Consider the following 20400-nt stretch of genomic DNA (forward strand, 5'->3'; position numbering starts at 1 on the left):
AAGAAAAAGACTCCATTAAGGGAGCCTTTTGTATAAATCTACTCTTGAAATTTGTTGCTAGTCTGCAATTCTCTTTTACTGAGAGCTATAAATATATTTCTTGAATTCTTTTAAAATCACTCGTCTTGTTAAAATCCCCGCAAATGTACCGTCTTCTTCTGTCACACAAAGAAACGGATGATTAATTAATAGATCCATAGCACGCTGAAACCGATCCGTCACACGAATAGTAGGAAGTGAAGTATCCATAATTTCATCCACTTTAATATCTTCCAGCCGTTCATATTCAATGCGTTCCATCCCCAATATGGAATCTGTTATCATACCAATCCCGAGCAAACCTTTTAAATGATACTGATGGTCCAGCACAGGAATGGCAGAATAACCTGTCTTCGTTAAAACGAGAAGAGCGTGTTCTGCGTTATTGCCGATTTGTACATGGGCAACTTTTTCCGAAGAAATGATCTGATCGGCTATTGGTGCAAAGAGAAAATCTTTATTATTTATAGAAACCATACCTAATCGCTCCTTCTGTTCATCATCAAATACAAAATGTCTAAAAGTTCGTCTGCCTGTATCCATTCCATCATACCACAATTAGCCTTTTTTAACCTCAAAAGAAGGATAGTTTCCACAAACAAAAAACCTCTTTCGTTAATAGAAAGAGGCCCAGTAATAAAATATGACAATGAAGGTAAAGACAGATGCGACAAGTATAATCCATAATAGCGGATTCATTGTAAATGGATGGTTTGCTGCAGCATTGGGAATTTGATCTCTTTCACTCAGCTGCAGCGCACGGCTTGATTTTCTGAGTCCTGCTAAACAAATCGCCAGCATGATGGCACTGACAAATACCATGGGCCATAGCCAAATATCGAACATGCTCGATCACTCCTCTGCATCATTATTGATAATAGGATGTGCAGCATGTTGAAATTTATGTGAAGATATCAGTTTTAGCAGCAGCTCTTACTTCTGCCGTTCAAATCAATCGATATAGTGTTTAATCAAAACCTGGGTGCCTTTTTCGCCATATCCCTGCTCTATCAGCTCTGAATACGTTTTGCGCGCCAGCTTCAGGCCCGGCAAGTCCAAGTTGAGTCTTTCTGATTCCTGCAATGCAATATTTAAGTCTTTAACGAAATGTTTTACGAAAAATCCCGGTTCATAGTCTCCTTCTATAATACGCGGACCGAGATTAGATAAACAGAACGAGCCCGCTGCACCGGACATGACTGACTGCAGCATGGTATCCGGGTTTAAACCCGACTTCATCGCGTAAGCCAATGATTCACAGGCACCGATCATATTTCCTGCAACAATAATTTGATTGCACATTTTTGTATGCTGGCCCGCTCCCGCAGGTCCCTGATAGACAATCTGCTTGCCGAACACAGATAACACAGGCAATAAACGATCAAAAAGCGCCTTCTCCCCGCCACACATGATGGACAGCGTGCCGTTGCGGGCTCCTACGTCGCCGCCGGAAACCGGAGCGTCGAGTGACTTCATTTGAAGCACTTCAGCTTTTTCTGCGATCTTGACAGCTAAATCAGGGCTGGAAGTAGTCATATCCACGATAATTTGAGATGGGTGGCCATTAGAAAAAATACCATTCTCCGAAAAATAGACTTCTTCCACATCGGATGGCATACCGATCATCGTAAAGACGATATCTGCTCCCTTTACAGCATCTCCCACCGTATCCGCCCACTTCGCGCCTAATTCAACAAGCGGATCTGCTTTAGATTTCGTTCTCGTAAAAATGGATACGTCATAAGAAGCTTTCAATAAATGTTTTACGATACTGGCACCCATGACACCGGTTCCAATAAACGCAATTTTTTCTTGATTCATCATACCACTCCTTTTTGCTGTTTCTATGTACTATCGTATCGAAGTTGAAATATTTTTACAACGAACCAAACAAAAAAAGAGGACCGACCATAGTTATATGATCGATCCACAAAAGGGGGAAATGAGAATGTTGCTGTGTTCGATTATATTATCCCCCGATTGGCATCTATATAAACCTAAATCATAAAATTTTTTTTATAACATTTTCTGCTTTGTGTTTTTCGAATTCATTAATCAGTAAATCCAGTTCCCGACTCAGTACCACAGTACGCTCAGAGTCTAAGCCTTCATCTTCTGCAACTTTCAACAGCTGCGCTCTGAGACGTTCAATTTCAAGCTCACAGTTACACTCCACCTCTTACACCTTCCATCACAAGTAGCATTACTTTTCATTATACTAAAAACATGAACGAAATGCGCTATAAAGTTATCGACATATTCCGACAGTTTCGTCTTTTATTTAAATTTGCAGTATAGAAAGGTAAGTGAAAGGAGACCGTTTCCCTGCGTTCCAGGCGGACGCGTTCTGGAGGGCCCGCGGTGAGCCAACTTGGTCGCTTCGCTCCCGCAAGTTGTCTCACCTGTCGGGCTGATCCTCTCAGAGTCGCCGCCTTCCACTCCGGTACACTGGCTGGTTTTTCAATACTTTTTATGTGAGTGGGCAGTATAAGCATACTGTCTTAGATTGGTATAAGAAGTGTGGAATTTCATGCATTACTTATCATTCCGCAAAGGCTTAGCTTCTTTTGTTCAATGCGTTTACAAAGTCGAGAAACGAAAACCATACCAACTAAGTCCATACTCTGCAAAAGAGCAGTATGACATAATTTCTCCAATACCAGCGAAGGCGCAACTGCGGGGTTAGCCGTTGCTGTGAGACTGCTGGCATGTTCTTCGCCAGTAGGCTCATAGCGTAAGGCAATTCCCCAGCGTCGAAGCGGGTTTGAACTGCAAATACACACCATGCAAAATGCAGTATGATTTTCGCAGTACGTACAGGACAAGTTGTCAAGAACAGTTTTTAGGGCAGACTCATAACTTTTAGTAGATAACTCTTTACCTTTTGTAAGTTTTCAGGCAAACTAGAAAGTAATTCTCAAGAAAAAATTTTCACTGCTCTACTAATAGAGAGTAATTCACGAAGATAGAAAGGAAGTTACATGATGACAATTGCAGAAGTCGGAGATATTATTGAGTTCAAAGAAGGATTACAGGGAATTGTAGAAAAGGTCAATGAAAATTCCGTTATTGTGGATTTAACATACATGGAGGATTTCAACGAGCTGGAGATGGAAGAGAAAACTGTAATCAACCATAAACGCTATACGATCATACACAGCGCAAAAGAATGAAACCTTCTCTCTGCTGTTCCGTCCAATTAGTAGAATCGTAAATAAAGGAGTGTCACAATATGAACATCAAATGGGGTATTATTTCCGCTTCATTGGCAGCATCTTTACTTCTCGCAGCATGCGGGACTTCCGACGCTGATGACAATGGAAAAACAGATGCGAACGACGAGGCTCCTGTAGAAGAACCTGCAGCTGAGCCGGAGACAGATATCGAGGAAGATACTGACGCTGCTGTCGATAAAGATGCAGCGGCAGACAGCACTGAACAAGATGACTTGCTTAAAGATGCAGTCGAAACAAAAAGCGATGAACAGGATTATTCCATCATGGTCATCCCCGGTTATTCATTAACAAGTGAAGAACCCGGAAGAGACAGCTTGTATTCTGACGAAGACAGCGCAACATTCATGCGTATTGAAACGTCTGAAAAGGGCGGAGAAGCTTTCAGTTTTGATGAGTGGTATGAAAACATGGAAGAACTCTTAAAAGCGTCCAGCGATGGGACAGACATCACAGAATTGACAGAGGAAGCTGATCTTCCTAAAGGCGAAGGCTTCCTTAGCGTTAAAGGAGCCAAAGCTGAGTCTGGAGAAGGTTATTTTGAAGGCTATGTCATGGAACGTGAAGATAAGTTAGTTCGAGTGACTATTTATGCAGAAGAAAACAATGAACAAATTGAAAAGTTCAGAAAAATGGCTTCTACAATTAAGTAATAGTAAAAACCCGATCACCTGGTGATCGGGTTTTTATAATATGTTCAGGAAAAGGATATGATCTTGTCTTCTAACTCGCTCTCAGATGCTAAAATAGCACGCGGAAAAGATATGAGAAATTCTGTACCTTTGCCTACCTCACTCTTGACAGAAATGTTTCCTCCGTATTCATTCACTGTCTTTTTAACAAAAGGGAGTCCTAAGCCGGTCCCTCCTTCTTTCAAAGTAACGAATGGTAAAAAAATAGTTTCCAGTATTTCCGGACTCATGCCGGTCCCCGTGTCAGCGATCATCACATCCACAGTTTTGGCATCCCCTTCATACAAGTTCACAGTGAGCGTACCGCTGGAATCCATCGCTTCCATTGAGTTCTTAATAAGATTGACGAATATTTGCTTTATACGGTTTGGGTTGCCTTTTATCAGCAAAGGTTCTTCGATAAAATTTTCATACACTAGATTAATTTGGTCGAGTAAGGCTTTTGGACGCAATAAAAGCAGTACTTCATCAACTAGCGAATCTAAGGAGAACAGACTCATTACGTCTGTGGAAGGCTTCGAGAGACTCAGCATTTCATTGAGAATATCATTCATTCGCTTAACTTCCTCTTGAATGATCATGACGTATTTCTGTGCATTTCCTTCTACTTCATGCTCTAATAACTGAAGAAATCCCTGTAGAGTTGTCATAGGATTTCTAATTTCATGTGCCACGCTCGCTGCAATTTCACCTGTCGTGGATAATTGGTCTGAGTGGGCCAATAACCGTAATAAATTTTCCTCTTCGGTCACATCAATCAATTTTATGACAAATAAATCTGTCGCTTGATCTAATTGCGTGGTGATATTATAATAGCAGGTTTGATTTTTGCCATGATATGCCCATCTCGATTGAGTTAGACCATTTTTACGTGTATTGCGTATATGGGTCGCAATACAAAATTCATTTTCATGATGAAGTGCTTTAAGGAAAGTTTTAAGATGCAGTAAACCTGTATCACGATAAAAATCCAGTTTTTTAAACCGATCGTTGACCGATACAAATAAACCCCATTCATTGAAGATACCCATAGGAATATCTGCTTCCTGAAAAGCATTTTCATATACTTTAAAAAATTCCCTTTTTTGCTCTGAAGTTTTTATCGTGATAATTGCCCTTTCGCTTTGCGGCTGGTATATAATATAGCAAGATGCAAAAGTTTTTTTCTTAAGAAGAAGCTTTCCGGTTAATCCATTTTGGAGATGCCCGCGCTGAAAATCTCGATCCAACAGGTGCAGTTCAATTTTTTCAAGAAGGTCAACATCAAATAAATCTGAAATGTGTTTCGGCTCATTATCTTGATTCGTCAAACCTTTCAATGCATTAGTCATGCCGAGAATGTCGCCGTGTTTATTGATCATGATCTTATAAAGAGAACTTTCCAGAAATTTATCGATACCCACTGAATGCATTACCAAATTACAACCCCCTCGTTCAGATCTTAACCGTTACTGATGATAAGTCGTAAAGTTTCCTAGTAGAAGTTTTTCAAAATTGGAAATATAAACTGTTAAGTAACATTATGTCACATATTCAAAATACAAAAAATAGGTACTTAGTCACCTTTAATTTACTATTTATACTATTACAAAGGAATAAGGAGTTTTACCATGAATATCGTTTTATCCACCCTAAATGCCAAGTATATACATACAAATATCGCAATCCGTTATTTAAAAGCTTATGCAGAGCCAGAGTATTCATGCATTCTAGCTGAGTTCACGATAAACGATCCGACATTATCAATCGTTTCTGAGTTGTATCAACATTCACCGGATGTTGTCGGATTTAGTGTTTATATATGGAATATAGAAGAAACCCTGAAAGTTATTCGCTTACTGAAACTTACAAGACCTGAAACTATTATTGTCTGCGGCGGACCGGAAGTCTCATACGATTATGACCAATGGCTTGAGCGGACTCCAGAAATTGATTATATAGTCATTGGCGAAGGAGAGCAGACATTTAAAGATCTTTTAACCGCGATTGACGAAAAAAAAGATTTATCGAGCGTGCAGGGTATTGCTTATCGGGAAAATGAAACGTTGAAAATCACTGCACCCGGTCCAAAACTGGATTTGCGCACATTGCCGTCCCCTTTCCGTTTCGTAGAAGACTTACCCCAACTGTCTACACGCGTCATGTATATCGAGACGAGCCGGGGCTGTCCTTTCTCGTGCCAATTCTGCCTTTCTTCCATAGAAGTCGGCGTGCGTTATTTCAATCGTGAAGCAATTAAGGATGACATACGTTATTTAATGAAGAACGGAGTCAAGACATTCAAATTCGTCGATCGCACATTTAATATCAGCCGCAGTTACGCGATGGAAGTCTTCCAGTTCTTGATTGATGAACATTTGCCTGGAACCGTATTCCAATTCGAAATTACGGGAGATATCATGCGTCCCGAAGTGATCGAATTTCTTAACCAAGAAGCACCTCCTGGTTTGTTTCGGTTCGAGATTGGAGTTCAATCGACAAATGATCTAACAAATGAACTTGTAAAGAGACGCCAGAATTTCACGAAGCTTTCACGCACTGTCACCATGGTTAAAGAAGGCGGCAAAATCGCACAGCATCTCGATTTGATAGCGGGACTGCCCGAAGAGGATTATAGCTCATTCCGGGATACGTTCAATGAAGTATTTGCATTGCGTCCGGAAGAACTTCAGCTCGGCTTTTTAAAGCTTTTACGCGGAACAGGCTTACGTATTCAAGCTGAAGAATTCGGCTATCGTTATATCGACACAGCTCCTTATGAAATTGTCTCCAACAATGTACTGTCTTTTGATGATATGCTGCGAATCAAACAAACAGAAGATATTTTGGAGAAATATTGGAATTCAGGTCGTTTTATTCATTCGATGGAGTATATTGTCACCGAATTGGTCGAGACACCGTTCGACTTCTTTCAGCTGTTTGGCGCATTTTGGGAAAAGCAGGGGTGGTCTCGGATCGGTCATCAATTTGAAGATTTATTCACCCGGCTGGAACGTTTTTTGAAAGAAGTACTGAAGGTCGATACACAAATCGCAGTCAGTTTGCTGAAAATAGATTATTTACTGCATCAGAAATTCCTGCCGAGAAAAATTTGGTGGAATTCGGAGCTGGCAGAAGATCAATTGAATGAAATCAACCAGCTGCTTGTCCGCTCTCCGCATATTTTGGGAGAGAATTTTGAATCACTCGGCCATACCGACCGAACGATCCGAAAACAAGTATTCATCACGCAAACGGCTGCTAAGTTAGAAGAAGACTTCACTGTTTCAGCGATCCCCGGCTATCTGGTTGTACAATACACACCAGGTCAGAAAGCGCGGTATTACCATCTGTCTGACAAGACGTTTGCATCACTGCAACAGCAATTCACATAAAAAGCAGGATTGGGATGTTATTCTCCCAATCCTGCTTTTTCAAGTATCACCCAATAATTACACGTTCCTTAGGATAATGATACGGTGTTTTATTCGTTTTACCGCCTAAAGTGTAGATAAATGAAATTAAGCCGACCCGTCCAATAAACATCAATACCATGATAATCAGCTTCCCTATGGCTGATAATTCGGAAGTGACACCGAGCGACATGCCGCATGTTCCAAAAGCGGAAGTAATCTCAAACAGCAAAGGGACAACCGGTATGCCCGGTTCAGTCAACAGAAGCAGCAACAGCGCAGCCATTACCATAAAACAAGCAACCAATATCACCGCATATGAACGGAATACATCAATTAATTTAATTTGACGCTTGAATATGTGGATGACGTCATTCCCTCTGGCAAAGTTAATAAGAAACAGCAGGGCAATCGCAAAAGTTGTTGTTCGGATTCCGCCGCCTACCGAACTCGGCGATGCACCGATAAACATCAGCAGGCTGACAAATATGTCTGTTGCTTCACTGAAATTCGTCACGTCGTATGTGACCAGTCCCGCTGAACGCGCAGATACGGAATGAAATAAAGAAGTAAACAGCTGCTGATGCCAGCTCATGCCTTTATACGAATGAAAAGACTCCAGAAGCCAAATCATCAGGGTACCGAAAACCAGCAGTAAACCAAATGTAGCAGTTGTAATTTTAGTGAAAAGAGAAAAACGGAAATGCGGCACTTTTTTTGAAAAGAATGCTTTAACTTCAATCAGCACTGGGAATCCGATTGCCCCTAGCACAATTAAAACCATAAGTACCAACTGAACAAAATAATCATCTTTATAAATCATCATCGACTGACCGGTAATATCAAATCCGGCATTGGTCGTAGCGGATACCGCCATGAACATTCCGTTCAATAGCGCATCACTGAAGGAGTCATAAAAACGATAAATATATAATGTCAAGATTGCTCCGCCTACCAGCTCAATCGCAACAATCAGCTGAATGATATGGCGTATCAGCTGGACGAGCCCTTGCAGTGAATACTGGTTTGTATCGACCATAATCAGCTGACGTTCCCGCATGCCAATACGTTTTTTAACCAGCAGCCAGAAGAATGTGCCTATTGACATGATGCCGATTCCACCTAGCTGCAGTACGAGCATGAGCATGCAAAGGCCAAATACAGAGTACGTCTCCCCTATACTGATTGGAGTCAGCCCGGTAACACTGACGGCACTCACAGCAGTAAACAGGCTGTCAATGAATGCAACTTTTACACCCGGCTTATAAACGCCAGGCAGATTCAACAGCAGAAACGAGGAAGCGATAGCTAAGAAATAATAGAACACAATGATTTGTGCCGGTGTGAATTTATGTAAAACTTCCCTGGAAAGCCTCATCTTTTTCATATTCCTTTCATTACGGAAACTCCATTTTCCTACATTATCAAAAGCTTTGAAGAAAAGATAGCATTAGCAAGTATTTTACACTATTACTGTTTTACAAACAAACAGCCCCTTCGCAAAAGAAGGGACTGCCTAAAGTTATTTTTTTATTTTGTGTTTCGCAACAGCCAGCAAATAGCCTCCGCCTGCCAGAACCAGCAATACTACCCAGAATATTGATTTCCACAAAGTAGAGTGCGGGAATGACTCCGGAATAATCAGCAATGCAGGGTGTGCAAGTGTTAAGACGACCAGCTTTACCCCTACCCAGCCGACAATTAAGAATGCTGCCGTTTCGAGTGTCGGATATTTCTCGAGCAACACGACGAATTGCTTTGCTGCGAAACGAATCATGATCAGGCCGATCATTCCGCCAAGAAGCATAACCGCAAACTGTCCGCCGTTGATGCCGCCGATATGGAAAGTCCCCAGTTCAGGCAACGTAACGGCAAGCGCGACTGCCGCCAGCATGGAATCTAAAGCAAAGGCAATATCTGCTAATTCCACCTTTACTACGGTCATCCAGAAACCTGATTGCTTTTTGGGCTTCTTGTTTGGATGATTCGCTTGATGATGGGTCAGCTTATCATATATATTTTTACCGGCGATGATTAGCAAGTAAGCTGCACCGATCGCTTGGATTTCCCAGAATTTCACGAGGAATGTAATCATGAACAATGCAGTGAAGCGGAAAACGAACGCCCCGACTAAGCCGTAAAACAGTGCTTTCTTTTGCTGCGGTTTTGGTAAATGTTTGACCATGACCGCCATCACGACGGCGTTGTCTGTGGCCAGTAAGCCTTCGAGAACAATCAGTACAACGAGTACCCATGCATATTCTAATAAAATCGGATCCAACGGTATTCCTCCCTGTTTTTTACAATATAAAAAGACCCTCACCTAATAATAGGCAAAGGTCTCGCTAAGTCGGAATTTAACGTGCAAAATCCAGCTATCATAACCGATGGCCCGTAACAGCCATGTATTGACGATTATGAAATAGGTTTCCCTATAGCTACTCCCCCTTGACATTGCGTCAAAAGTTATTAAGTTATTGGATACTTTTAAAGTATAATAACATAATAACTCTGCATTGTAAATAGTGCAGGTGCCGTCTATTCATATTCGCAGACATAAACCGTACCATATGTCATCCATGCCATTATACTTCCCGCTGCAGTGAATTATTCAACAATACGTTGTATACAAAAGACCGGCAGGGAGAATAAATCTTTCTCTGCCGGTCCGCTTCAATTATTTAGCTTTTACTTCTTTGGCGCTGCGTCTTGTTTCACGATCGAATAAGCTATAAATTACTGGCACAATATAGAGTGTCAGGAATGTTGAGCTGATAAGTCCGCCAATTACTGCAATTCCCATCGGCTGATTCATTTCCGTTCCTTCGCCCAGTGCCAGTGCTAATGGCAGGAGCCCCAGAATCGTTGTGAGTGCCGTCATAAGAATCGGGCGAACACGGTCTCTGACTGAAGAAATAATCGCATCATATGAGCTGAGTCCCGCTTCTTTTCTTTGGTTGATGTAATCAACAAGTACAATCCCGTTGTTGACTACAATCCCGACGAGTATGAGCACTCCAATGACTGCTGTCACGCTGACCGGTGTACTGGTCGCCAGAAGTCCGAGCGACACCCCGATGATCATCAAAGGTACGGAGAACATGATGACGAATGGATATTTAAACGATTCGAACTGTGCAGCCATCACGATATAAACTAAGACAACAGCCAGGATGATGGCCATCAGCATATCATTAATCGCGCTTTCGAATAGTTCGCGGTCTCCGCCGTATGAAAGTTCCACTTCATTCGGCAAGTTCAGATCGTCTACCAGATCGTTTACCCGCTTCGTCATTTCACCGAGAGATTCATCCGACAGATACTTCACTGTGAAGGAAATGGAGTGTGCCTGATCAACCCGCTGAATCGCCACAGGGCCTTCAGCAATTTTCACATTGGCTACATCTTTCAGTTTCACATACGTATCGAGCGGCGTTTTCAGTTCAAGCTCTTTCAATTTATCTACACCGTTGCGGAAGCTTTCATCGTAACTGACATTCACGCCAATTACTTCTCCTGTTTTCCAAACAATCTGTGTAGCGAAAACCCCGCGTGTCACGTCACTGACGGTCTGCGCAATTTGATATGGCGCCAATCCCGCATCCGACGCTTTCTGACGGTCTACTTCCACTTTCACTTCTTCAACTGTATCAACTAAGTCATTTTTGACTTCTGTAACGGAGTCCATCTTCCGCAGTTCAGCATCAAGCTTAGTGACGGCTTCATCCAAACGCGCTTCATCGGTATCATGCAGCGAGAAGTTCAGCGTGTTCGGGCTGGACCCTGCCGCCGTCTGCATATTGAAGCTGACGTCTGCATCTTCTCCAATTTCATCCAATACTTTAGGCTGCACTTTGTCGACAAATTCGAAGACAGAACGATCACGTTCATCAAGCGGCACTAATTTGACGGAAATCTCGGCCATATTACCTTCCGAACCGCCCTGCGCCATGCTTTGCTGTGTGCCTCCCACTAAGCTGACATACACTTCCACATCTTTTTCTTTCTTGATTTTATCCTCAATGCGTTTTACAACGTCATTTGTCGAATCAAGAGAAGAACCGTTCGGCAATTTTACATTAATACTGAAGAATCCTTCATCTGTTGCTGGCAGGAATTCAGTACCAACTTTGAATAGACCGAATCCGCTTGCTCCCAGCAGCACAGTCGTTAAAACCAGGACAACAATTCGGTGTGCAAGCGCCCACTTGACTGTCGTTTCAAATGTCTGCCATTTTTTCGAACGGCGTTTTCTGGCATCAAGGTTTTTATTCGGCGTTTTCAGCATACGGCTCGCAAGCATCGGTACAACTGTCAATGCCACAACTAATGAAGCCGCTAAACTGAATGAAATCGTCAAAGCGAATTCAGTAAATATCTGCCCAATTAATCCACTGATGAATATAACCGGTACAAATACAGCGAGAGTTGTCAGTGTGGAAGCGGTAATCGCGCCTCCCACTTCTTTCGAGCCTTCATTCGCGGCAACTTTCGGATCTTTGCCCATGGCTAGATGCCGTTCAATATTTTCTATTACGACAATGGCGTTATCGACAAGCATCCCGATTCCAAGCGCCAGCGCACCGAGCGTCATGATATTCAGCGAGAAGTTCGCAAAATACATCAGAACGAATGTGACGATGACAGAATAAGGAATGGCTACACCGATAATTATCGGGCTTTTGATTCCGCGCAAAAATAAGAACAGCACTAGCATTGCGAACACACCGCCGAGAATCAGTGACTGTCCGATATTTCCGATTGCCAGCTTTACATAGTCTCCCTGGTCAAAAAGTATATTGGAATCAATGCTCTTATAGGCATCCTTTTTCAATAAATCATCCAAGGATTTTTTAAATTCTTTTGAAACAGTTGCCGTGTTGGCGCCTGATTCTTGCAACACTGACATTAGAACGGCCTGTTCATCATTGGCCCGTGTTTCTGTCTGCGCTTTCGGTTCAAGCATAGCTACGTCTGCCACATCTGAAACTTTTATTTTTGCTCCGGTAAATGGATTCGCGCCAAGCTGAATGTCACGGATATCCGAAATGCTCTGCAGGGAGCTGATAATTCTAGTTGTTAATGTTCGGCCGTCATTGGTGTCAATCGGATCACCTGGCATCGATACATTGCTTGCCTGGATCATTTGTACAACTTCCGATTGTCCAAGACCATGTTCTTTCAATTTATCAGGATCTAAAATCACCTGTACGTCTTCAATGATTTTTCCTGAGACGTTAACACTGGCGACACCGTCAATGCGGCGCAGTTCTTTCTCCAAGTCCTCAGCGATACTTCTGATATCCGCTTTGGCATCATCTGTACGCAGTGACAGTTGAATAACCGGGAATTGAGAAGGGTCAAACTTCATGAAGCGGGGTTTATTTGCCCCGTCTGGAACCTGTACCTGATCGATTCGCTGCAGAATATCCATCTGCACATCGTCAATTGAGGAAGACCAGTCAAATTGCAGGAAAATTAAGTTGGCGCCTTCCTGCGACGAAGACTGCATCGATTTCAAACCAGGAGCGGTAGATAAACTTTCTTCCAGTGGTTTGGTGATTTTCTCACTTACTTCTGTCGGAGAGGCACCGGGATAATTGGTGACAACTACTGCGACCGGCGGGTTCAAATCAGGTATGAGCGTCATCGGAATTTTGAAGAACGAGACGGCTCCCAAAATGATGACTAAAAACATCGTGACTAATGTAAATACAGGGCGTTTTATTGAAAAGCTGCTAATCTTCATACATCTATTCCTCTCTGTCACTTTTGAAAAGTTTATACCTTCCTACCATACCATTTGTCACTATTACTTTCATCATGGGAACTAGGAGAAATCAAATCAAATTACAACAATTGAAAATTCTTTGACTGCTGTATTGTGCTAACTTAAAAACTTATATTATGCAGTGTGAAGAGCGGGTGAGTGTAGAGAGACCGTTTCCCTGCGTTCCAGGCGGACGCGTTCCGGAGGGCCCGCGGTAAGCCAACTTGGTCGCTTAGCTCCCGCAAGTTGTCTTACCTGTCGGGCTGATCCTCCCGGAGTCGCCGCCTTCCACTCCGGTACACTGGCTGGTGTTTTAAGACTTTTTGTGAGAGCAGGCAGTATGGGCACACTATTTGGAGCAATTACAATGGGGAAGATTTTTCATGCAATACTTATCATCCTGCAAAGGCAAAAGTTCTTGTGATCAATGCGTTTGCAAAATCAAGAGACGAAAAGACGCCAATTATACTCTCACACTGTAAAAAGGTAACAAGATGTCCATTCCCCACACCAGCGAAGGCGCAACTGCGGGGTCGGCCGTTGCTGTGTGACAACTGGCGTGATCTTTGCCAGCTGGCTCACAGCGTAAGGCAATCCCCCAGCGCCGCAGCGGGTTTAAACTGCAAACTCACACTTCGTTCAAACCTCCCGCAAGGTCGCGCAACGAAACCACACCAATTAAATCCACTACATACCGGAAAACTACATGTCCTGCATTCCACATACCAGCATAGGCGCTACTGCGGAGCGGCTATGAGCGCGGAGGCGGGTTCAATGATCACGGCGGGCTGTAGTATGATCACACGGCCGAGTCGAATGATCACGCGGCCGGTTTGTATGAGCGGCTGGAGCCGGACTATGAGCGCTTCAGCGGATACAATGATCATCCGCGAAACTTCTCTGGCAATCCCCCAGCGCCGAAGCGGGTTTAAACTGCAAACTCACACTTCATTCAAACCGCTAGCAAAGTCGGGCAGCGGAACCGCACAATGCAGCCATTTTAACAAACGACCCGGTTGGATATTAACGAATCCTACCGGGTCTGCTGGCAATATATTTAAAGCTGATTATACAATTTAATGTCCGGGAATTTATCCTGGAACCAGCGCATCGCAAAATCATTTTCGAAAAGGAATACTTTTCGGTCGTAACGGTCTTTGACCAGCAAAGCACGCTGGCCGGCCATGGATTCTTTAACCTCTTCCTCGTTCTCGATCCAGCGTGCTACTTTTGAGCCCATTGTCTCCATCTGTACATCCACATGATATTCCGCTCTCATGCGATGTTCAAACACTTCAAATTGAAGCTGTCCGACTGCACCTAGAATTACTTCTTCCGTGTGCAGCGTTTTGTAATACTGAATCGCACCTTCCTGCACGAGCTGCAGAATCCCTTTATGGAACTGCTTGGATTTCATGACGTTCTTCGCCGAGACTCTGACAAACAGTTCCGGTGTAAACTGAGGCAGTGCTTCAAATTGGAAGTTGGCTTTTCCGCCGATTACGGTATCGCCGATCTGGTAGTTTCCTGTATCATACAGACCGATGATGTCACCCGCCACTGCTTCATTGACAGTTTCACGGTCATCCGCCAAAAACTGTGTCGTCTGAGACAGCTTGAAGTTTTTAGACAGTCTCGGCACAGTAACCGTCATACCTCTGTCAAAATGTCCGGAAACGATTCGCACAAATGCAATCCGGTCACGGTGTGCAGGGTTCATATTCGCCTGGATCTTAAAGATAAAACCTGAGAACACTTCGGATTCCGGTTCAACATCTTCCCCCTCACGTGTTTTTCTGGGCTGCGGCGTCGGAGCAAACTGCAGGAATGTCTCAAGAAACGTCTGAACACCGAAGTTAGTTAATGCACTTCCGAAAAATACAGGTGTTAATTCACCTACTGCTATGCGTTCTTCATCAAAATCATTTCCGGCTTCGTTTAACAGCATAACGTCTTCAAGAGCCTGCTTATAATAAGAAGTCTCAGTCATCGGATGCTCAACAGCAAGCCCGCCGTCTTCAGTGATCGGCAGAAATCTTTCCTCAGCATCAGGACGCGCCAGCTCGACACGCTGATTAAAGCGGTCATAAATACCGAGAAATTCTTTCCCCATCCCGATCGGCCAGTTCATTGCATAGGACTGGATGCCGAGTACTTCTTCCAATTCCTCCATCAATTCAAGCGGTTCTTTACCTTGACGGTCCATTTTATTGATGAAAGTAAAAATCGGAATACCGCGCATCCGGCAGACTTTAAACAGTTTAATCGTCTGTGGTTCGATACCTTTTGCAGAATCCACCATCATGACTGCCGCATCTACCGCCATCAGTGTACGATACGTATCTTCACTGAAGTCTTCGTGGCCGGGTGTATCCAAAATATTGACGCGCTTTCCATCATAATCAAACTGCAAAACAGAAGACGTAACCGAAATTCCGCGCTGCTTCTCGATTTCCATCCAGTCCGAAGTCGCAAATTTACCGGATTTCTTACCTTTTACTGTTCCGGCATCACGAATCGCACCGCCAAAATATAAAAGTTTTTCTGTAATAGTTGTTTTACCGGCATCCGGGTGCGAAATGATCGCAAAGGTGCGCCGTGAATTTATTTCATCTTGAATCTTATTTTCCATCGTGGGAACTCTCCTTTATGTTTACGTTTTCTATCATAGAGAGTATACTGCGGCAAATCAATGTTTTTTCACTGATTTGCCAAAAAAATCAATACGCCCTTACCTTATGAATTAACGGAAGTTCCGCCGAATTTTTTACGCGCTTCATCCAATGCAATATCCGCGTCGGAATGAGGATATTTCGTATGGCCGATAATCTGATAGTCTTCATGCCCTTTTCCTGCAAAAATAATGATATCCCCTTCATTTGCCATCTCAATTGTGTGGCGCACCGCTTCTTCCCTGTCACCGATGCACGCATATTGATCATGCGGCATACTCGCACTTAATTCGGAAACAATCGATTCATACGGCTCATCGCGTGGATCATCAGTCGTGAAGACTACATAATCAGCCGCCGCAGCTTTTTCTCCCATTATAGGGCGCTTCAGACGGTCGCGGTTTCCGCCCGTGCCAATTAAAAACAGCAGGCGTTTGCCATCTTTTTTCAATGGTTCCACCGTCGCAATCGCTTTTTCAATCGCATCGGGTGAATGAGCATAATCAATGAAAATGGTCAGCGGCAAAGAGGTTTCGACTTTCTCTAAACGTCCCTTCACTGTGGAGATGCCAGCGAGCAGAGGCAATATTTCCTCACACGTCATTCCCTTCGCATAAAGAGCTGCCACAGCAGCCAGCGCATTATAGACATTAAACTCGCCGATTAACGGCATTGTCACAGGGTATGTACCGTCCGGCGCAAGCAACACGAACTCTGTACGGTCAGAGAACATGTTGATAGAGGTTGCCTGAAATGCCGCCTTGACACGAATTCCATACGTCAAAACAGGAAAAGAAGTCACTTCCGTCATTTTGCTGCTCCACGGATCGTCCGCATTAACAACAGCAAACTTCTGCTGATCAAGCTGCTGACCGAGCTGCGCGAACAACAAAGCTTTTGCGGCACTGTAATTCTCCATCGTTTTATGATAATCCAAATGATCATGCGTTAAGTTTGTAAAAACGGCAATATCAAATTCTGTTCCCGCCAGTCTTCCTTCAATCAAACCGTGAGAAGATACTTCCATTGTCATGGACTTACAGCCTTCATTCGCAGCCTGTGCAATCATTTGCTGTGTTGTTAACACGTCAGTTGTTGTATTTTCCGTTTCATACAGAATATCATTTAATTTGAAACCGATCGTGCCGGACACCGCGGTTTCCTCTCCGGACTGCCGCAGCATATCATGAATAATATTCCCGACACTGGTCTTGCCGTTCGTACCGGTTACGCCGATCATTTTCATTTGTTTCGAAGGATAGCCGTAAAACTTGGACGCTAGAAGCTGAATGGCTTTTGACGAATCTTCTACATAAACGACAGCTGTCCGCTCCTCATCTACCGTAATCGGTTCGCTCGCGATAATCAGGCGGGCTCCGCTCAATAATGCATTCTTGACAAATTGGTGGCCGTTCACCGTATAGCCTTTCAAGCAGACAAACGCCCCTCCGTCCTGCACCGCACGCGAGTCCACCGCCAAGTCTGTCACTGTTTCCGGGACAGTTCCTATAATCGTTTTAACAGGCAGGACGGATAAAAGTTCAATCGTATTCATATAGTTTCCTCCAATAGATTGTTAGATAAACGTGATAACTACAAAAAATAAATGTATTTTAGCTTCAAATGAAGTAAAATATATATAACCAATTTTTATCATCTTTGCTGTTTACATGTAAAAGTTTTTCATAAGATGAATTTTTGATTATATTTCGGGAGGTATAGAAAAATGCCTGCACAGTATATCAACGAACCTCGTTATTATAACTATTTTGACCTTTTTTTCAAACAATCACAAGATGCTATTTCTGTTTTTGATTTGGACAACCGGGTGATAACAGGAAATCCTGCTTTCGAAAAGCTGTACGGCTGGACATTAGAGGAATGCGTCGGTAAAAAAATACAATTTTATCCCGAATCTGAATTAGAAAAAGTTAGACAGCGATGCGAATTATTAAAACAAGGTGAATCCTTCACTGATGAACAAGTTATAGAACAGCGGAAGGACGGAACAATCTTTCAGGCAGAAATCAGCATGACGCCGATTTTCAATGAACAGGATGAAGTGATGGCATTTTCCTATGTCACTCGCGATATTACGTCTCGACTTCAGCTGGAGCAGAATAAATTAGAAATCGAAAGACTGCAGACAATGAGTATGATTGCAGCTGTCGTGGCACATGAGGTCCGCAATCCGATGACAGCGATTACCGGTTTCATTCAAATGATGAATCAGGACTCAACGAATCCTTACACATCTTTCACTCAAATTATGGAAATGGAGATCAAGCGAGTAAACCAAATCGTGTCAGATTTTCTAATCTTGTCAGAACCGACTCTTCACAAGCAGACCTATTTCTCTATAACAAATACGCTCAGAACAACGATAGAAGAATTTCAAAAAGAATTTGAGCTGCGCCATATCGCGCAGACCATTTCATTACCGGAACGAGACCTTTCATTTTATGGCAATGAATCTGCAATAAAGCAAGTTTTCTCTAATGTCTTATCCAATAGCTGTGATGCAATTGAGCAGGAGGGTACTATCGATCTTTCGCTGCATGTACGCGAGGATACAATTTCCATACGCATCCAGGACGACGGCAAAGGAATGGACAAAGAAACCCTTGAAAATATTTTCCAGCCGTTTTTCTCCACAAAAGAAGAAGGCACAGGACTCGGAATGATCATTTCTAAAAAGATTATTGTTGATCATAAAGGCACTCTGGAGGTCGACAGTCTCCAGAGTACGGGAACCACCGTTACGATTACACTGCCGTTATCGGATCACGCGCTTCACTAAAGACAATTTTCCTTTATATGGCGGATAGCCGATCGGCAGCGTCACGGAAGTACTTTTCTTCATCATAGATTTTGAATGAGTAAACGTATCAAAACTTGCTTTTCCGTGGTACTGATTCATACCGGACGGACCGACGCCTCCAAACGGCAGATGAATATTGCCGACATGTGAAATCGTATCGTTTATACACCCTCCGCCGAACGGCAGTGCCTCGATGAAGTGATCGGCGGCATTGTCGTTTTCTGTGAAGAAATAAGCAGCAAGCGGCTTTGGCTGCATGCTGATCTGCTGAATTGCTGCTCCCAGATCATCGTAAGGGATAAGCGGGAGAATGGGTCCGAAAATTTCTTCCTGCATACTCGCCCGGTCCCAACCGGATATACCCAAAATCGTCGGCTCGATATACAAATCTTCCGCATCTGTGCGCCCGCCTTCTAAGATATAAGACTGATCTTCCTCCAGAATGTTTGCCAGTCGGTGAAAATGGCGTTCATTGACGATACGACCATAGTCTGCGCTGTTTTGTGCATTTTTACCGTAAAATCTTTTAATCGCCTTCTTCATTTCTTCCAGCAGCTGATTGTAGATGGAAGTGTCTGCAAGAACATAATCAGGCGCAACACACGTCTGTCCATTATTCAGGAATTTTCCCCAGACGATTTTTTCTGCCGCTTTCTTAATATCAGCGGTATGATCGACCACCGCCGGGCTCTTCCCCCCCAGTTCAAGCGTTAAAGGCGTCAGACGCTCCGCACAGGCCTTCATGACGATTTTACCGACATTTGCACTGCCTGTGAAAAACACATAGTCAAATGGCGCTTGCAGCAATAGCTGTGTTTCTTCTTTTCTGCCCTGCACCAGGTGAATATAGTCAGATGGGAACGTATCCGTGATCAACTTTTCCACAGCTTCAGACGTATGCGGTGTATCTTCAGATGGTTTCAATACGGTACAGTTCCCTGCTGCAATGGAACCGATCAACGGATCAATCAGCAGCTGAAACGGATAATTGAAAGGCGCAATTACCAGAACACTCCCGTAAGGCTCCTTCACAATAAAACTGGTAGCAGGCTGCAGATGAATCGGCGTTTTTGCTTTTTCAGGCGCCATCCATTCTTCTAGTTGATTCATAGTATGGGTAATACTCGATAACACAAATCCGATTTCTGTCACATATGCTTCAAAAGAAGGCTTTCGCAAATCTTTATGCAATGCCTCCATCAGCTTCTTTTCATTACGCTGAATCGCATCGTATAAATTCTGCAACATCATTTTTCGAAAAGATATACTGCGTGTCACACCCGAAACATAATACGCTTTCTGTTTGCTCATGATGATATCCAAGTACTCTTTTGTCATGCACACATCATCCACGCTCCTCATTTTCGTACTTCCTTCATTCTAACATGTTGGCCAAAAGAAAAAACTCCGAACGATGTAAAATGTCCGGAGTTCTTTGTCAGCGGTCTTCATGAAAACGTGTGCTTGACAGTTTAATTGATGAGCAGGTTGAGATTTATTGTGATTGCGAAATTTAGCGTGAGTGAGAGGAGACCGTTTCCCTGCGTTTCAGACGGACGCTTTCGGGAGGGCCCTCGGTGAGCCAACTGGTCGCTTCGCTCCCTTTAGTTGTCTCATCCTATCGGGCTGATCCTCCCCGAGTCGCCGTCTTCCACTCCGGTACACTAGGCTGGTTTTTCAGGACTTTTTATGTGAGTAGCAGTATGAGCATGTTATTTGAGACTATTATAAAAGGTATGATTTTCATGCGATTCTTTTTAATCTGCAATGACTTAGATTCT

At 43.3% G+C, this 20400-nt stretch carries 14 protein-coding genes and 1 pseudogene; 4 read left to right on the forward strand and 11 right to left on the reverse strand.

The window, feature by feature from the left end; translation table 11 throughout:
* Window positions 1–75: 75 nt before the first annotated feature.
* From cbpB to GDZ68_RS18380, 4 genes are all read right to left on the reverse strand, one after another.
* Window positions 76–516, reverse strand: coding sequence for a cyclic-di-AMP-binding protein CbpB (gene cbpB, locus GDZ68_RS01895; RefSeq protein ID WP_153720576.1), 441 nt, complete (start codon window positions 514–516; stop codon window positions 76–78).
* Window positions 517–654: 138 nt separating this feature from the next.
* Entirely contained in the window at window positions 655–885 is a 231-nt protein-coding gene (locus tag GDZ68_RS01900; protein ID WP_153720577.1) for a hypothetical protein, read from the reverse strand.
* A gap of 105 nt (window positions 886–990) precedes the next feature.
* On the reverse strand, window positions 991–1860 hold the full coding sequence (locus GDZ68_RS01905; RefSeq protein WP_153720578.1) for an NAD(P)-dependent oxidoreductase: 870 nt from the start codon (window positions 1858–1860) through the stop codon (window positions 991–993).
* A gap of 181 nt (window positions 1861–2041) precedes the next feature.
* Window positions 2042–2215, reverse strand: a complete 174-nt coding sequence (locus GDZ68_RS18380) for a Spo0E family sporulation regulatory protein-aspartic acid phosphatase (RefSeq protein ID WP_153720579.1) — start codon at window positions 2213–2215, stop codon at window positions 2042–2044.
* 814 nt (window positions 2216–3029) lie between these two features.
* Between GDZ68_RS18380 and GDZ68_RS01915 the strand changes: the two are divergent.
* Window positions 3030–3212: pseudogene (locus tag GDZ68_RS01915) on the forward strand (YkvS family protein); the annotation flags it as partial.
* Between the two features lie 59 nt (window positions 3213–3271).
* Window positions 3272–3925, forward strand: a complete 654-nt coding sequence (locus GDZ68_RS01920; protein ID WP_153720580.1) for a hypothetical protein — start codon at window positions 3272–3274, stop codon at window positions 3923–3925.
* Window positions 3926–3969: 44 nt separating this feature from the next.
* Here GDZ68_RS01920 and GDZ68_RS01925 read toward each other — a convergent pair whose 3' ends face one another.
* Entirely contained in the window at window positions 3970–5376 is a 1407-nt protein-coding gene (locus GDZ68_RS01925) for an ATP-binding protein (protein ID WP_228550972.1), read from the reverse strand.
* Window positions 5377–5574: 198 nt separating this feature from the next.
* On the opposite strand from GDZ68_RS01925, the gene GDZ68_RS01930 reads away from it, so the two are divergent.
* Window positions 5575–7338: a B12-binding domain-containing radical SAM protein gene (locus tag GDZ68_RS01930; RefSeq protein ID WP_153720582.1), complete on the forward strand. Its 1764-nt coding sequence runs from the start codon at window positions 5575–5577 to the stop codon at window positions 7336–7338.
* Between the two features lie 46 nt (window positions 7339–7384).
* Here the strand turns inward: GDZ68_RS01930 and GDZ68_RS01935 are convergent, their stop codons facing one another.
* The 5 genes from GDZ68_RS01935 to GDZ68_RS01955 all read right to left on the reverse strand — a co-directional run bounded on the left by GDZ68_RS01935 (window position 7385) and on the right by GDZ68_RS01955 (window position 17353).
* A complete protein-coding gene (locus GDZ68_RS01935) occupies window positions 7385–8734 on the reverse strand; it encodes a TrkH family potassium uptake protein (RefSeq protein WP_153720583.1) in 1350 nt (449 codons plus the stop codon).
* Between the two features lie 144 nt (window positions 8735–8878).
* On the reverse strand, window positions 8879–9637 hold the full coding sequence (locus GDZ68_RS01940; protein WP_153720584.1) for a TerC family protein: 759 nt from the start codon (window positions 9635–9637) through the stop codon (window positions 8879–8881).
* A gap of 396 nt (window positions 9638–10033) precedes the next feature.
* Window positions 10034–13105, reverse strand: coding sequence for an efflux RND transporter permease subunit (locus GDZ68_RS01945; RefSeq protein WP_153720585.1), 3072 nt, complete (start codon window positions 13103–13105; stop codon window positions 10034–10036).
* 1078 nt (window positions 13106–14183) lie between these two features.
* Entirely contained in the window at window positions 14184–15758 is a 1575-nt protein-coding gene (locus GDZ68_RS01950; protein ID WP_153720586.1) for a peptide chain release factor 3, read from the reverse strand.
* Between the two features lie 104 nt (window positions 15759–15862).
* Window positions 15863–17353: a UDP-N-acetylmuramoyl-L-alanyl-D-glutamate--2,6-diaminopimelate ligase gene (locus tag GDZ68_RS01955; protein WP_153720587.1), complete on the reverse strand. Its 1491-nt coding sequence runs from the start codon at window positions 17351–17353 to the stop codon at window positions 15863–15865.
* A 171-nt stretch (window positions 17354–17524) separates the two neighbouring features.
* On the opposite strand from GDZ68_RS01955, the gene GDZ68_RS01960 reads away from it, so the two are divergent.
* Window positions 17525–18598 (forward strand): two-component system sensor histidine kinase NtrB, encoded by a 1074-nt coding sequence (locus GDZ68_RS01960; protein ID WP_153720588.1) that lies wholly within the window; start codon window positions 17525–17527, stop codon window positions 18596–18598.
* On the opposite strand, the gene GDZ68_RS01965 is transcribed toward GDZ68_RS01960, so the two are convergent.
* A complete protein-coding gene (locus GDZ68_RS01965; RefSeq protein ID WP_153720676.1) occupies window positions 18575–19963 on the reverse strand; it encodes an aldehyde dehydrogenase in 1389 nt (462 codons plus the stop codon). The genes GDZ68_RS01960 and GDZ68_RS01965 overlap by 24 nt on opposite strands.
* Between the last annotated feature and the right edge of the window lie 437 nt (window positions 19964–20400).

Source organism: Sporosarcina cascadiensis, from assembly GCF_009650995.1.
In the GTDB taxonomy this organism is placed as follows: Bacteria; Bacillota; Bacilli; order Bacillales_A; family Planococcaceae; genus Sporosarcina; species Sporosarcina cascadiensis.